15 protein-coding genes are annotated in these 12953 nt (G+C 52.5%); 14 read left to right on the top strand and 1 reads right to left on the bottom strand.

The features are described 5' to 3' along the window. Positions 1-95 precede the first annotated feature (95 nt). The 3 genes from ACH50O_RS05510 (at position 96) to ACH50O_RS05500 (ending at position 2453) form a co-directional block, all read left to right on the top strand. Entirely contained in the window at positions 96-698 is a 603-nt protein-coding gene (locus ACH50O_RS05510) for a GNAT family N-acetyltransferase (RefSeq protein WP_446811025.1), read from the top strand. Continuing rightward, positions 691-1551, top strand: coding sequence for a carbon-nitrogen hydrolase family protein (locus ACH50O_RS05505; RefSeq protein ID WP_446811024.1), 861 nt, complete (start codon positions 691-693; stop codon positions 1549-1551). The genes ACH50O_RS05510 and ACH50O_RS05505 overlap by 8 nt, the downstream gene beginning before the upstream one ends. A gap of 302 nt (positions 1552-1853) precedes the next feature. Next, positions 1854-2453, top strand: a complete 600-nt coding sequence (locus tag ACH50O_RS05500) for a hypothetical protein (RefSeq protein ID WP_446811023.1) — start codon at positions 1854-1856, stop codon at positions 2451-2453. Positions 2454-2518: 65 nt separating this feature from the next. Here the strand turns inward: ACH50O_RS05500 and ACH50O_RS05495 are convergent, their stop codons facing one another. Then, positions 2519-2878 carry a hypothetical protein gene (locus ACH50O_RS05495; protein ID WP_446811022.1) on the bottom strand — a complete coding sequence of 120 codons (360 nt, stop codon included), beginning with the start codon at positions 2876-2878 and terminating at the stop codon, positions 2519-2521. Between the two features lie 457 nt (positions 2879-3335). On the opposite strand from ACH50O_RS05495, the gene ACH50O_RS05490 reads away from it, so the two are divergent. The 11 genes from ACH50O_RS05490 to ACH50O_RS05440 all read left to right on the top strand — a co-directional run bounded on the left by ACH50O_RS05490 (position 3336) and on the right by ACH50O_RS05440 (position 12949). Further along, positions 3336-4283: a chromate resistance protein ChrB domain-containing protein gene (locus ACH50O_RS05490; protein ID WP_446811021.1), complete on the top strand. Its 948-nt coding sequence runs from the start codon at positions 3336-3338 to the stop codon at positions 4281-4283. After that, positions 4280-5509: a chromate efflux transporter gene (gene chrA / locus ACH50O_RS05485; protein ID WP_446811020.1), complete on the top strand. Its 1230-nt coding sequence runs from the start codon at positions 4280-4282 to the stop codon at positions 5507-5509. The genes ACH50O_RS05490 and chrA overlap by 4 nt, the downstream gene beginning before the upstream one ends. Further along, positions 5406-5654: a hypothetical protein gene (locus ACH50O_RS05480; protein ID WP_446811019.1), complete on the top strand. Its 249-nt coding sequence runs from the start codon at positions 5406-5408 to the stop codon at positions 5652-5654. Before chrA ends, ACH50O_RS05480 begins: the two co-directional genes overlap by 104 nt. After that, on the top strand, positions 5651-6397 hold the full coding sequence (locus ACH50O_RS05475) for a superoxide dismutase (RefSeq protein WP_446811018.1): 747 nt from the start codon (positions 5651-5653) through the stop codon (positions 6395-6397). The genes ACH50O_RS05480 and ACH50O_RS05475 overlap by 4 nt, the downstream gene beginning before the upstream one ends. Positions 6398-6801: 404 nt before the next feature. After that, positions 6802-7767 carry a pilus assembly protein PilM gene (gene pilM, locus ACH50O_RS05470; RefSeq protein WP_446811017.1) on the top strand — a complete coding sequence of 322 codons (966 nt, stop codon included), beginning with the start codon at positions 6802-6804 and terminating at the stop codon, positions 7765-7767. Further along, entirely contained in the window at positions 7764-8381 is a 618-nt protein-coding gene (locus tag ACH50O_RS05465) for a PilN domain-containing protein (RefSeq protein ID WP_446811016.1), read from the top strand. The genes pilM and ACH50O_RS05465 overlap by 4 nt, the downstream gene beginning before the upstream one ends. Beyond that, positions 8365-9009 (top strand): hypothetical protein, encoded by a 645-nt coding sequence (locus ACH50O_RS05460; RefSeq protein WP_446811015.1) that lies wholly within the window; start codon positions 8365-8367, stop codon positions 9007-9009. Before ACH50O_RS05465 ends, ACH50O_RS05460 begins: the two co-directional genes overlap by 17 nt. Beyond that, positions 9002-9337, top strand: a complete 336-nt coding sequence (locus ACH50O_RS05455; protein WP_446811014.1) for a hypothetical protein — start codon at positions 9002-9004, stop codon at positions 9335-9337. The genes ACH50O_RS05460 and ACH50O_RS05455 overlap by 8 nt, the downstream gene beginning before the upstream one ends. Then, positions 9337-11010, top strand: a complete 1674-nt coding sequence (gene mshL / locus ACH50O_RS05450) for a pilus (MSHA type) biogenesis protein MshL (RefSeq protein ID WP_446811013.1) — start codon at positions 9337-9339, stop codon at positions 11008-11010. The genes ACH50O_RS05455 and mshL overlap by 1 nt, the downstream gene beginning before the upstream one ends. Next, a complete protein-coding gene (locus tag ACH50O_RS05445; RefSeq protein WP_446811012.1) occupies positions 11001-11936 on the top strand; it encodes an ExeA family protein in 936 nt (311 codons plus the stop codon). Before mshL ends, ACH50O_RS05445 begins: the two co-directional genes overlap by 10 nt. After that, complete coding sequence (locus tag ACH50O_RS05440; RefSeq protein WP_446811011.1) at positions 11933-12949, top strand: tetratricopeptide repeat protein; 1017 nt, start codon at positions 11933-11935, stop codon at positions 12947-12949. Before ACH50O_RS05445 ends, ACH50O_RS05440 begins: the two co-directional genes overlap by 4 nt. Positions 12950-12953 lie beyond the last annotated feature (4 nt).

The following is a 12953-nucleotide window of genomic DNA, read 5'->3' as shown; positions in this document are numbered from 1 at the left end:
ACCGTATGCAATCCGCCACCGCGTGCAATACAATATGCCGTTATCGCCTTGACGTTGGCGACTGAAATTTTGTTTTAATTCAACCGCACACCAGCATGAGCAAAGACATCCGCATCCAGCGCCTCAGCGGCGAAGCCTTGATTCAATATATCCCGGAACTGGCGCGGCTGCGCATCGAAGTGTTCCGCGACTTTCCGTACTTGTACGATGGCGATTACGAGTACGAAAAGAAATACCTGCAAACCTATATCGACTGTCCGGAAAGCGTGATCGTGTTGGCGTTCGACGGCGAGGCGATCATCGGCGCCTCGACGGCAATACCATTGAAATACGAAACCGACGAAGTCAAAAAACCCTTCATCGAAAACGGCTACAACCCGGATGAAGTGTTTTATTGCGGCGAATCGGTGCTGAACAAGGCTTATCGCGGCCTGGGCATTGGCGTGCGTTTTTTCGAACAACGTGAAGCACATGCCGAAGATTTGGGCGGTTTCAAGCACATTACTTTCTGCTGTGTCGAACGCCCAGTCGATCATCCGCGCCGCCCGGCCGATTACGTACCGCTGGACGCGTTTTGGAACAAGCGCGGCTATGTCAAGCATCCCGAGCTGAAAACCACGTACACCTGGAAGGATCTCGACGACGCCGCAGAAACCGCCAAACCCATGACTTTTTGGTTGAGAGAAGACCGTGCCTAAAATCGCCAGCGCCCAATACGACATCAGCTTCCTGGAAACCTGGGAAAACTTCGAAACCAAGGCCCGCCGCTGGGTAAAAGAAGCTGCAGACAACAAAGCTGACATTCTGCTGTTCCCGGAATATGCCTGCATGGAATTGGCCTCCTTATTTCCCAAGGACATTTATTCTTCATTGAACGGCCAACTGGATGCCTTGCAAACTCTGCTGCCGGGTTATCTGGATCTGTTTAAAACCTTGGCCGCCGAATACCGAGTTTATATTCAGGCTGGTACTTATCCGGTCAAACATGACAACGGCGAATTCCGCAATCACGCTTATTTCTTCACGCCGCAAGGCGACGTGGATTATCAGGAAAAGCTGACCATGACGCGATTCGAGAACGAGCAATGGCATATTTCACGCGGGCTGGACATCAAGTTGTTCGATACCGTATTCGGTAAAGTTGCCATCAATATCTGCTACGACAGCGAGTTCCCGCATTACGCCCACCAACAAGCCGAACGCGGCGCAAGCTTGATTCTGGTCCCCAGCTGCACCGATACCGAAGCCGGCTATTACCGGGTACGCATCGGTTGTCAGGCCCGTGCTTTGGAAAACCAGTGCTATGTGGTTCAAGCGTCGTTGGTTGGCAATGCCGACTGGTCGGAAGCGGTGGACATCAATTGCGGCGCGGCGGCGATATACACGCCGGTGGATCGGGGTTTTCCCAACAATGGCATTCTGGCGATTGGTGAGTACAACCAGGCGCAATGGGTGTATGCCGACCTGGATTTGGCGGCGGTGGACACCGTGCGTCAGGAAGGTCAGGTATTCAATTACCGGGATTGGCCCAAACAGTTCGATTGCCGATAAGCGCCAAATACATCGTTAAGCCCGCACCGGAATATTGTACCTGGTGCGGGTAAAGTTCCCGGTAGATGCATTAAGCAGTGCTTCACTGAGCTAGCTTTCAATTCGGCAACGGCCGATCAAACCGCTGCCGAAGTCTTACTCTTTCGATTCCATTTACCAGCGATTTGTTTCGGTATTAGGCTTTCTTGGCTTTTCCGCCGATTATCCTAAACTTGCGCCCTACAAAAAAACAATGCGCGCAATAGGCAAAGCGCGGTTATCATTGAATCTTTGTCTATTTACATGCCCCGGCGGAGATAAGCATGCTTGACTCAATCGCTCTCGATGTCCAGGCTCTGGTCAATCTACTCAGCAGGTTAAGACCGGAATTACTGGATCAAATTTGCGCGAAACACCCCGGCTACACCGAAACCCTCCGGCCAGGAAAATTACTGGGGCAAGACAATGCATCACAGTCTCAGCTGCTCATCGATTTGGCGTTGAATACCAACGGCCTCATCAAACAGGAGTGCCTGAGCATCCATCGTTTGCTGACGGCCCGCCTGCAAGGCTCGGGCCGTTTACGCCTGATCGGCAGCACCATAGCCACGGTATCGGCCGGAGCCCTGATAGCGGCGCTAACGCTGGGCATTCCGAAATTGGTTATAGCATTTGCGGTATTGACGGTTTTTGCGACAGCCTTCATGTTGGTCGGCGAATGCCTAGAGGGTTATTTCGGCCGGCAGCGCGGATTTCGCGAAATGCAGGATCGCCTGCTGAAAAACCTGCTGGAGGTAGCCGACGTTGAAGCCGAACTGCGTTTGATGGAATTTCGGGGTAATTTCGACGGCATAGAACCGCAAATCCGCAGATTGAACGCGGTCGCCGTTACGACGCAGCAAATTCAACATCTGGCCGGCTGAACGCCCCCCATCGCGCTGCCGGTACTTTGTTTTGCGCCCAAGCCGAGCGTCCGGCACGCTCGCTGTCAGTAGCGGAATTTCAAATTGCACTCCCCAACCAGTCGGTTGGTCAGCGAACTGTTTTCGCCGGCAAACTGATTTACATCCACACCGCAACCCACATTCACCGGCCGGCTATTTCGCTTTTCAGTCTGCTGTGGATTTGCCGCACCCAGCGCAGAATTACTGAGTAAAAGATTTGCGCCATGACCGCTGTCGGCGGCAAAAGTTTGATCGGACGGCGTCAAGATCAACTCAGAAGCAGTGTTAAAATTTTCCGGCGGCGGTCCGGCATAGACATTTAGCGCACAAAACGCCAGTAAGCCGCCGATGATGGCGGAAATTGTGTTTGGGTTCTTTAGAAACAAAAAATCATGAGCTTTCATGACTTCCTCCTGTTCCAAAGTTGGCGTTACGAGCCCGGCGAACAAGTCGTCCTTCAACACAAACTTGTCGGAGAGCACAGTCGGAGCTACGCGCCGATGCTGACAAAAAATACTGCCCATCAATCGGCTACAGCAAAATCAGACACTTAATTAAGCATGCTTTGCTTAACATATTTTTAAAACCTTACTGCGAACCAAGTCTCAAGTGAGGTTTAAAAACTACACTAAATAATAGTCTGTTACTTGTTTTTTGGCGACCTTTAAATCGATTAATTTCAAGTTTTTCTTATTCAATGTCAATTGCTTGACGAATAAACCTCATCAACCTTCTAGCATAATCGGCGCCAAATTCCCCGTTGGACGCCATACAAAATATTTTCTTCGAAAAGTGGATTTAGTTTGACTGCAAAACATAAATTTATGTAGAGTATTCTACAAAATAGAAATAAGAGAACACATGAACACAAAGTCATGGCTGGTCTTAATCGTCAGTCTCCCCACGCACAATGCCAGCGGCCGGATGCGTATTTGGCGCGGCTTAAAAGCCATGGGCTGCGTTGCTTTGCGCGACGGCGTGTATTTACTGCCTAACCGGCCGGACTTTCGCTTGGCATTGCAACGTTACAGCGAGGAAGTGTTAGCGGGCGGCGGCTCTGCCCATATTTTGCTGACAGATAGCGAAGACGAAATTCAGCAAGCGGCTTTCGAAGCCTTGTTCGACCGGTCAGCCGACTATGAGATTCTCTTGGCAAGCATTGAGCAATTCGATCATGCGCAACAAGATGCAGGCAAACTGCAAAAACAGCTAAATCGACTGCGCAAGGATTTTGAAGCGTTGGCTAATCTGGATTTTTTCCCTAGCGCCGCTCAAACGCAAACGGCCTCGGCATTAGCCGAACTGGCGGATACTTTGTACGACAGGCTTTGCCCGGACGAACCGCGCACCGTGCTGAGGCCAATCCCACTACTGAACCGTGACGATTATCAAGGCCGCATCTGGGCCACCCGTCACAGACCGAAGATAGACCGTTTGGCCAGCGCCTGGTTGATCCGCCGTTTTATTGACACCAAACCGCATTTACTCTGGCTTGCCGACATCGGCGATTGCCCTGCCGATGCACTGGGTTTTGATTTCGACGGCGCCGCGTTTACCCATATCGATGCCAAAGTCACGTTCGAGGTTCTGCAAACCAGTTTCGGCCTGACGCAAGATCCCGCGCTGAACAAAATCGGCAACATCGTGCATTATCTGGATGTCGGCGGCATTGCCGTGGCCGAAGCGGCCGGATTGGAGACTTTACTAGCAGGCATGCGGCAAAACTGGAACGACGATGATCGTTTATTGGCCGAAGCCGAAAAGATTTTCGACGCTTTTCATCAAGCTTTTTCCGGAACAAACGCATGAATCAGCCTCAGCCACCCATCAGTCCGCCGCCACCCGTCAGCTTGAAACAGGCCTTTTGGTATTGGCTAAAACTGGGCTTCATCAGCTTCGGCGGTCCGGCCGGGCAGATTGCGATAATGCATCAAGATTTGGTCGAAAATAAACGCTGGATTTCCGAGCGCCGCTACCTGCATGCCTTAAATTACTGCATGCTATTGCCCGGCCCGGAAGCGCAACAACTGGCTACCTATATCGGCTGGCTGATGCATCGCAGTTGGGGCGGCATAGTGGCCGGTGGCCTGTTTGTATTGCCATCCTTATTGATTTTGATCGGTTTGGGTTGGATTTATCTGGCTTACGGACACCTGCCCGCCGTGGCTGGTGTGCTTTACGGCATCAAGCCGGCAGTAACGGCGATTGTGTTATTCGCGGCATATCGCATCGGCTCGCGCACATTGAAAAACGCCTGGTTATGGACGATGGCGGCGCTGGCGTTTCTGGCTATTTTCGCGTTGCACGCCCCGTTTCCGCTAATCGTGCTGGCCGCGGGATTACTGGGTGCCGTGGGCGGCAAACTGGCTCCCGATTACTTCAATCTGGGCGGCGGCCACGGCAAATCCAACCGGCATTTCGGGCCGGCGTTGATAGACGACGAAACACCGACGCCGGAACACGCCCGTTTCAACGCCAAAAAACTGGCAAAACTGGCTTTAATCGGCCTGGGGTTATGGGGCGGCGCGCTCGGCTGGCTTTGCGCCAACTACGGTTGGGACGGTGCGCTGACGCAAATGGGCTGGTTCTTCACTAAAGCCGCCCTACTCACGTTCGGCGGCGCTTATGCGGTATTGCCCTATGTATATCAAGGCGCGGTGGAACATTATCACTGGCTGACAGCAACCCAAATGATAGACGGTCTGGCCCTGGGAGAAACCACGCCGGGCCCGCTGATCATGGTCGTCACCTTCGTCGGTTTCGTCGCCGGCTGGAGCCAGGTCTTGTTCGGCGGCGAGCACCTGTTTCTGGCCGGCGCGGCCGCGGCAACAGTGGTGACTTACTTCACCTTCCTGCCCAGTTTTCTGTTCATTCTCAGCCGGCGGACCGTTGGTGGAATCCACTCACAACAATTTGAAATTTACCGCGCCATTGACCGGCATTACCGCCGCCGTGGCGGGTGTCATTCTAAATCTGGCGGCATTTTTTGCGTATCACGTATTCTGGCCGAAGGGCTTTGGCGGCGAGCTGGATAGCATCGCGCTGCTGATTGGCCTGACGGCTGTTCCGGCTTTGTTTCGCAAAGCCGGCGTTATCCCGGTCATTGCCTGCAGCGGTGCGGCCGGACTGTTATTGACCTTTCTAAAACCCTGGCTAAGCCAACATGGAGTGAACTTATGACTAACGATTATACCCGGAGAGATTTTTTAGCCACAGCCGCGGCCGGTGTAGCCTTGGCATCACTGAGCAGCAACAGTCACGCCGAAGACGGACCGGACATCAATACCAATTTATCATCGGCGTTCGGCACGGTTCAGGAAATAAAGCCGTTACCCTTCGATCCGGCCAAACTGGACGGCATCTCAGAAAAACTGATTCGCTCGCACTGGGAAAACAATTATGCCGGCTCGGTGAAGGCGCTGAACGCGGTCAAACAAAAACTGGCGGGTTTTCTGGAAGATTCGACGCTGCCGGCTTATATCTATAACGATCTAAAACGCGAACATTTGGTACGGACCGGCTCGGTGGTATTGCACGAACTGTATTTCGCCAATCTAGGTGGCTCCGGTAAGCCGGATGCTGCTGTAAGTAAGGCTTTGAACGAAGCCTTCGGCTCGGCGGAAGCCTGGGAAAAAGAATTCAAACGCATCGGTGCCGGCCTGGGCGGCGGTTCCGGCTGGGTGGTTTTGGGCTTAAACTTGCATACCGGCCTATTGGAAAATTATTGGCAATGGGATCATGCCACCGGCCCTAGCTCGACATTACCTATCCTGGTGCTGGACATGTACGAACATTCCTATCAAATGGATTACGGCGCGGCCGCCGGCAATTATGTCGATGCCTTCTTTCGCAACATCCAATGGGAAGTAGTCGCCAGCCGTTTACAAAAAGCATTGAAAGCGCGAGCTATTTGGGCCGGCTAAGCATCTGCTTAGATTTTCCGATAACAAGTTCGCCTTTCCACGCGGACCCGAGCACAAGGCTATTCGGTTCAATTCAGGCTTGTCACAGCCCGAAAACATAAACACCTCGAAGAACAAAATAGCCAGCGCTTAAAAGGCAAACAACATCCGGATACACTCGGGCGGTGGGCGCATTAGCACGATGCCCACCAAATTTCCGGCTCCCGCCCTATCGTCACACCGAATACATGGCCCGCAGAATTTGCTCGAATTTCTATAAACCGGTTTTTTTAGTATAAACTTCGCGTATTAGTTGCAGGTTAAAGGCTAAGTCTTTCAAAAAACAGGTAAAGAGTGAATAGACATATCATCGCTTGCTGTTCTGCAATCCCTCTATCGGCATTTTCTAACGGAAACCGCTCACAGTGCGCTTACTGCAAAAATTACTGCGAAAACCCAGCGTATCGCCCGGCATCGTCGCCATCAGCTTCGTCGCCAATGGGTTTGCGATAGCCATCACCCGTTATGCCGAACAAGAGCGGCCGCGTCTTCTGCACTGCGAATTTGTCGCCGGCAGCGAAGCACAGCTGTTGCCGCTGCTGGAAGCCTTGGTGAAAAACCATCAGCTGGAAGAATACGATTGCCATATTCTGCTGGCACCCGAGCAATACCGCGCTATCAGCATCGAGGCGCCGGCGGTTAATCCGGAAGAAATGAAGCAGGCGGTACGCTGGCGAATTGCGGATTTACTGGATTATCCGGTCGATCAAGCCGTCATCGATTATTACCCTTTACCGCCATCCAATCGTCCCAACACGCCGCAGATGCTGGAAGTGATCGCTTGCACCGAATATTTGATCGCCACCCTCGGCGCACGCTGCCGACAAGCCGGTTTACGGGTTAAAGTCGTCGACATTCAAGAGACGGCTTTGCGCAATCTGGCCACCTTATTACCGGAAAACCAGCAAGGCATCGCCCTACTGCACTTACAAAAAGACGCCGGCCGTGTCATCCTGCAAAAAGATGGCGCGATCCATTTATCCCGTAAACTGGTCAGCGGTTACCAGGCACTGGCTGAAGCCTCCGCCAATAACGAAATGGAATTGGGTTTTATGGCGCAAGACGGCCTAGCACTGGAAATACAACGGTCGTTCGATTATGTGGAAAATTTTTTCGATATTCCGCCAATCACGAGTTTGGCGCTGGTGCTAATGCCAATTGACACCCAAAAAATCATCAATTTCCTGACCATCAGCCACGGCATTACCGCGCGAGCCATGGATTTATCGGCAATAGTGGACGCCGATATTTTGTTAAGCGATGCGATGCAAAATCTTTGCGCACCGGTCATCGGCGCCAGTTTACGCCGCGCATTGGAAACCGACCAATGATCCAGCAAATTAATCTTTATCAGAATGGCGGCCAAGACCGCAGCCATGTTTTGCTCAATCCCTATATGCTGGCGCTTATCGGTATCTGCCTGTATCTGTTGATTGTCGGTACTCTAGCCAGCAATTCCCTGCGTAATCGGCAAGAGGAATTACATCAGCTGCAAGCCGAGTTAAAGCAAGCGCAGACCCACTTACAAAGCCAATATCCCGACCGACAAGTCGATGCATTATTGAGCCAGGAAATCCGTCAATCCCAAAGTCTGTATCAAAGCCTGTCGCACGTTCTGGAGCTGTTGGCCGAAGATCGAACGGATCAAGCCCAGGGATTTTCCGGCTATTTGTCGGCTTTGGCCGCGCAAGCGGATAGCGGCGCCTGGATAACGGGCATAAATATCGACAGTACCGACAACAGCATTCGCCTGTATGGCAGCGCGTTCAAACCGGAACAAATCGCCTTGCTGTTGCAACGCCTGCAAAACGTCGAGCCGTTCAAGGGCCGGCATTTTGCCAAACTCAGCATTCAGCAATCGTCAAAGGCGGCCGAACTCAGCGAATTTAGCGTTAGCTCCCGATATAAGGACGACAAGGAGACGGTAAATGCAGCTAAACATTGAGCAGTTTCAGCAGCGTTTCGCCAGACTTAGCCGCCGCGAAAAACTGATGGCGGTCGGCACCGCCATCCTGACGATATGGGGTGTCTGGGATTCCCTGTTTTATCAGCCATTGCGCAAACAGCAACAATTGCTGGATGCCGAAATCGGCGCATTGCAAAAACAACTGGATGCGCAACAAAAAATCGCCGACCAATTGCAGGAAATGGGCCGTAAAGATCTGAATGGCGACTCCCGCAAGCAATTAACCGAGATACAACAATCCGTGCAAAATCTAAAGCAGCAACTCAACCTCGGCGGCAAAAAATTCGTGCCCGCGCCGTTAATGGCCGCCGCTTTAAGAGATATGTTGAAACAACATGGCAATCTGAAATTAATCAAATTGCAAACCCTACCGGCCACTGGGTTCGGCAATGCCGAAGCAGAACCGATCTGGGTTTATCGGCACGCGATGGTCATCACCTTGCAAGGCGACTATTTCAGCACCTTAAATTACTTAAAATCCTTGGAAACCCTGCCCTGGCGTATTCATTGGGACAGCATCGCCTACCGGGTGACTGAATACCCGGTCGCCGAAACCCGGATTCAGGTTTATACCTTGAGTTTTGACGAGGATTTTCTCGGTGTTTAAACGCCATATCGTTTTATTAATATCGCTAATGCTGCCGAGCTTAACCCCGGCTGAATTACGCGACCCAACCCTGCCCGGCAATCTGCCTGCCAGCCCTGTATTGGAATCTCCGCATACCGAAAGCGTATTCAGCCTGACCGGTATCTGGATTTCCGATACCCACCGCCGCGCCACTATTAACGGTACCACCGTCAGCAAAGGCCAGACGCTGGCCGACGGCAGCCGGGTTTTACAGATTAAGCCCGGCTATGTGCTAATCAGGCAAAACGGTACCGATAAAAAACTCTACCTGGTCCCCTCAATTAAAAAACCGGTGAAACGAAACTAATGCCCAATACTTTTGTACTTGTTACTATCAGCCTGACCTTATTGCTATCGGCCTGTAGCGACACTGCGGCTATCAAAACGGCAAACGTCGATAGAACCTTTCCGGCCCTGCCGGCACCAAGCAGCCAACCCTCGCCTACGCCACCCACGGCGGTAACCGATGCGCTGATTCCCGATTTCAATCAAACCCTGCTCGGCGACTCGTTAACCAGCCGGCCAGCCACTTTTAACGTGTCGGTACACGAAGTCGATGCCCGCGAATTTTTCATGAGCTTGGTGGTGGATAGTCAGGAAAACATGGTGGTGCATCCCGATGTCACCGGCCGTATCTCCCTGGAGTTAAAAAACGTCAGCATCCCGCAAGTGCTCAGCGCGGTGCAAAAAGTCTACGGCTACGATTACAGTAAGACCGATATCGGCTACATCATTTACCCGGCCACCTTGCAAACCAAAATATTCAAGATCGACCGTATCGATTTGCTACGCGAGGGCAGCTCCAACACACGGGTGTCGTCCGGGCAAATCAGCAACGGTTCCAGACGCTCCAATCTCTACAACCAAGCAAATCAGAGCAGTAATCCGAATAATCCGAACAGCAACGCGCCTAATAACGCGACCTCGGGCAGCTGGATTACCACATCCTCAAAAACCGATTTCTGGGACGAATTGCAGCAATCGTTATCGGCCGTGGCGGATGTAACGCCCGCTGCCGGCAATGCCGACGAATTGCACAATCCACAGACCGGCACCAAAGTCGTGATCAACAAACAAACCGGTATCGTAGTAGTGCGCGCCAATCCCAGCCAAATGCGCGAAGTGGAAAAATTGATAAGCACTACCCAAGGGCAAATAGGCCGACAGGTAGTCATCGAAGCCAAAATCCTGGAAATCATCCTCGACGACAAACATCAAGACGGCGTCAACTGGGCGAATATCATGCACGACGCCAAGAATGCCTTCCTCAGCAGCGTCAATCCGCTGCCGATGGCGGCCTCGGTGACCAGCCAGGTGTTCACCATCGGTGTGCATTCCGGCGATTTTTATGCTTTTATCGAACTGATGGAAGGCCAGGGTAAAACCAATATTCTGTCCAGCCCGCGAATTTCCACGCTGAATAATCAAAAAGCCGTGATCAAGGTCGGTCAGGACGAATATTTCATTACCGACATCGCCTCCAATAACAGCCTCTCGGCGGCGACCAATACCGTCACGCAAGACATCACCTGGACGCCGTTTTTCTCCGGTATCGCTTTGGATGTAACCCCACAGATCGGCGATACCAACAACATAACCTTGCACATTCACCCTTCGATTACCCGGGTGGAAAACCAAACCAAAAAATTCACGATAAACGATCAGCCCAACGAATTGCCGATGGCGCTGAACACGGTGCGGGAATCGGATAGCATCGTCCATGCCGAAAGCGGACAAATCATCGTCATCGGCGGCTTGATGCAGGAAAACCGCGAAGAAAACAAACAAGGGGTTTCGCTACTTTCGCGCATCCCTTACCTGGGTAACGCCTTCAGGGAAAATCAGGGCACCGGCCGCAAGTCGGAACTGGTCATCCTGTTAAAACCGACCGTTATCAGCAATAGTCAGGACTGGACAGCGCCGATAGAGGACAGCCGCGAACGCATGCAACAGCTGGAACGTAAGCAATTGTGGAAGTAAACGTCGCCAATGACTATATGTACCTGCAACATTTCGGCCTGAACCAGCTTCCCTTCAACCTGACGCCGGATACGGAGTTTTTCTGCGATTTGCCAACGCATCGTGAAGCTTTGAACGTACTGATGATCGCCTTGCAAAGCGGCGAGGGCTTTATCAAGATCACCGGCCCGGTCGGCACCGGCAAAACCTTGTTGTGCCGGATGTTGCTGAACGAATTGCCGGCACCGTTTATTACCGCCTATCTGCCCAACCCACATTTGAGCGCCGCCGGCTTGCATCTGGCCGTCGCCGAGGAATTGGGCATCCGTTATTCCAGCAATGCCTGGCAAAGCCGTACCCTGACGCAAATCAACGATTATCTGCTGATGGCGGCCAAGCTCGGCAATAAAGTGGTGCTAATTATCGACGAAGCGCAAGCCATGCCACTGGAAACCCTGGAAAGCTTGCGCCTGCTCACTAACCTGGAAACCGAAAAACAAAAATTGCTGCAAATCGTGTTATTCGGCCAACCTGAATTAGACGAACTGCTACAAAGCAAATCGATCCGCCAACTGCGCCAGCGCATCAGTTTTAGCTACACCTTGCAGCCACTGAATAAGCAGCAAATTCGCGAATATGTGCAACATAGGCTAAACGTTGCCGGCAATACGCATACCGACTTGTTAGCGCCGCTAACCATCAACGCGCTGCATTTTTATACCCAGGGCATACCGCGTCTAATCAACATCCTAATGCATAAAGCCTTGCTGGCAGCCTACGGCAAAGGCCAAAGCAAAATCGGTTGGCGCCACCTACAACTGGCCGCGCAGGATACCGACGATACCCGCAATCGGCAATTGCCGTGGAGCTTTAGAAGCGTCTTCCTGTGGCTCTTGCTACTCTGCAGTTCGCTGTTTGCCTATTTTTCGCCATACTTAGCATTATGAGTCTGATCAATCAAATGTTGCGCGATTTGGAGCAGCGTAACCCGCAAACGGCAAAACCCGCTCCCAAACTCGAGCTGAGATCGACCGCTAGCGGTGGGCGTCGGCGCGGCTGGTTGTGGTTACTCGGCATTGCCGCGGCCTTGCCGATAGTTTATATCTGGCGGCAAACTCAGACCGATGCGCCGGCAGCGCAAGCCATCCAAGCATCTGCCCCAATTCAACCCGCCCCACTCTCCATACCGGCGCCGATTACCGCACCGCCTATAGCCAAGCCAACGGCCAAGGCCTCCACGCCTATGGAAAACGCCAGCCCACCGCCGGCCACAGCTATTGAACCGCTTGGAGTCGTCAATAAACCCATTGCACCGGAACTAGCAATCGCAGCCGCACCCACACCAATACCGCAGACGATCGCGCCGGTTTCGGCCAAGCCGGTTAAAGCCACCTCTCCCGCGCAACAGGCCGAGGCCCTGTACAAACGTGCCCGTGCCGGCACTGCCATGTCGTCTATTCGGGAAAATTTGCTCGATGCCTTAAAATTGGAGCCGACGCACCTGCCTGCCCGCACCTTGTTGTTGCAAACTCTGCTGAAATATCGCGCATCCCCGGCGGAAATCGCCGCTTTCGTCCAGGAAAGCCTGGCGTTATTTCCGAACAACCTGTTTTTTGTGAAAACCCAAGCCCATTTATACGTTCAACAAAAAAACTTTGCAGCGGCGGTATCGATACTCGAACGTATCGACAGCAATATGGTGGACGATCCGGCCTATCTGGCCTTGCTGGCCGCCGGCTATCAGCAGCAACAGCAATTCACGCAAGCCGCCCCCCTTTACCGGCGCCTCACCGAATTGCAAGCGGACAAAGCCGAATATTGGCTGGGACTGGCTATGAATCAAGACAAACTGAATCAAATCCAAGCCGCGGCAGAGTCGTACCGGCAAGCGCTGGACAAAAACACCTTAAACGCCGAGGTTGTCAGCTATATTAAACAGCGTCTCGACGCCCTGAATTAATCCC

Source organism: Methylomonas sp. 2BW1-5-20, assembly GCF_052474515.1.
The sequence above is the reverse complement of the archived record's forward strand: the minus strand, read 5'-3'. Positions and strand labels throughout refer to the sequence as shown.

What these genes read in the sequence shown, in the direction of transcription:
- ACH50O_RS05510 (WP_446811025.1), top strand. Translation starts at nt 96, where the DNA reads ATGAGCAAAGACATCCGCATCCAGCGCCTCAGCGGCGAAGCCTTGATT.
- ACH50O_RS05500 (WP_446811023.1), top strand. Translation starts at nt 1,854, where the DNA reads ATGCTTGACTCAATCGCTCTCGATGTCCAGGCTCTGGTCAATCTACTC.
- ACH50O_RS05495 (WP_446811022.1), bottom strand. Translation starts at nt 2,878, where the DNA reads ATGAAAGCTCATGATTTTTTGTTTCTAAAGAACCCAAACACAATTTCC.
- ACH50O_RS05490 (WP_446811021.1), top strand. Translation starts at nt 3,336, where the DNA reads ATGAACACAAAGTCATGGCTGGTCTTAATCGTCAGTCTCCCCACGCAC.
- chrA (WP_446811020.1), top strand. Translation starts at nt 4,280, where the DNA reads ATGAATCAGCCTCAGCCACCCATCAGTCCGCCGCCACCCGTCAGCTTG.
- ACH50O_RS05475 (WP_446811018.1), top strand. Translation starts at nt 5,651, where the DNA reads ATGACTAACGATTATACCCGGAGAGATTTTTTAGCCACAGCCGCGGCC.
- ACH50O_RS05465 (WP_446811016.1), top strand. Translation starts at nt 7,764, where the DNA reads ATGATCCAGCAAATTAATCTTTATCAGAATGGCGGCCAAGACCGCAGC.
- ACH50O_RS05460 (WP_446811015.1), top strand. Translation starts at nt 8,365, where the DNA reads ATGCAGCTAAACATTGAGCAGTTTCAGCAGCGTTTCGCCAGACTTAGC.
- mshL (WP_446811013.1), top strand. Translation starts at nt 9,337, where the DNA reads ATGCCCAATACTTTTGTACTTGTTACTATCAGCCTGACCTTATTGCTA.
- ACH50O_RS05440 (WP_446811011.1), top strand. Translation starts at nt 11,933, where the DNA reads ATGAGTCTGATCAATCAAATGTTGCGCGATTTGGAGCAGCGTAACCCG.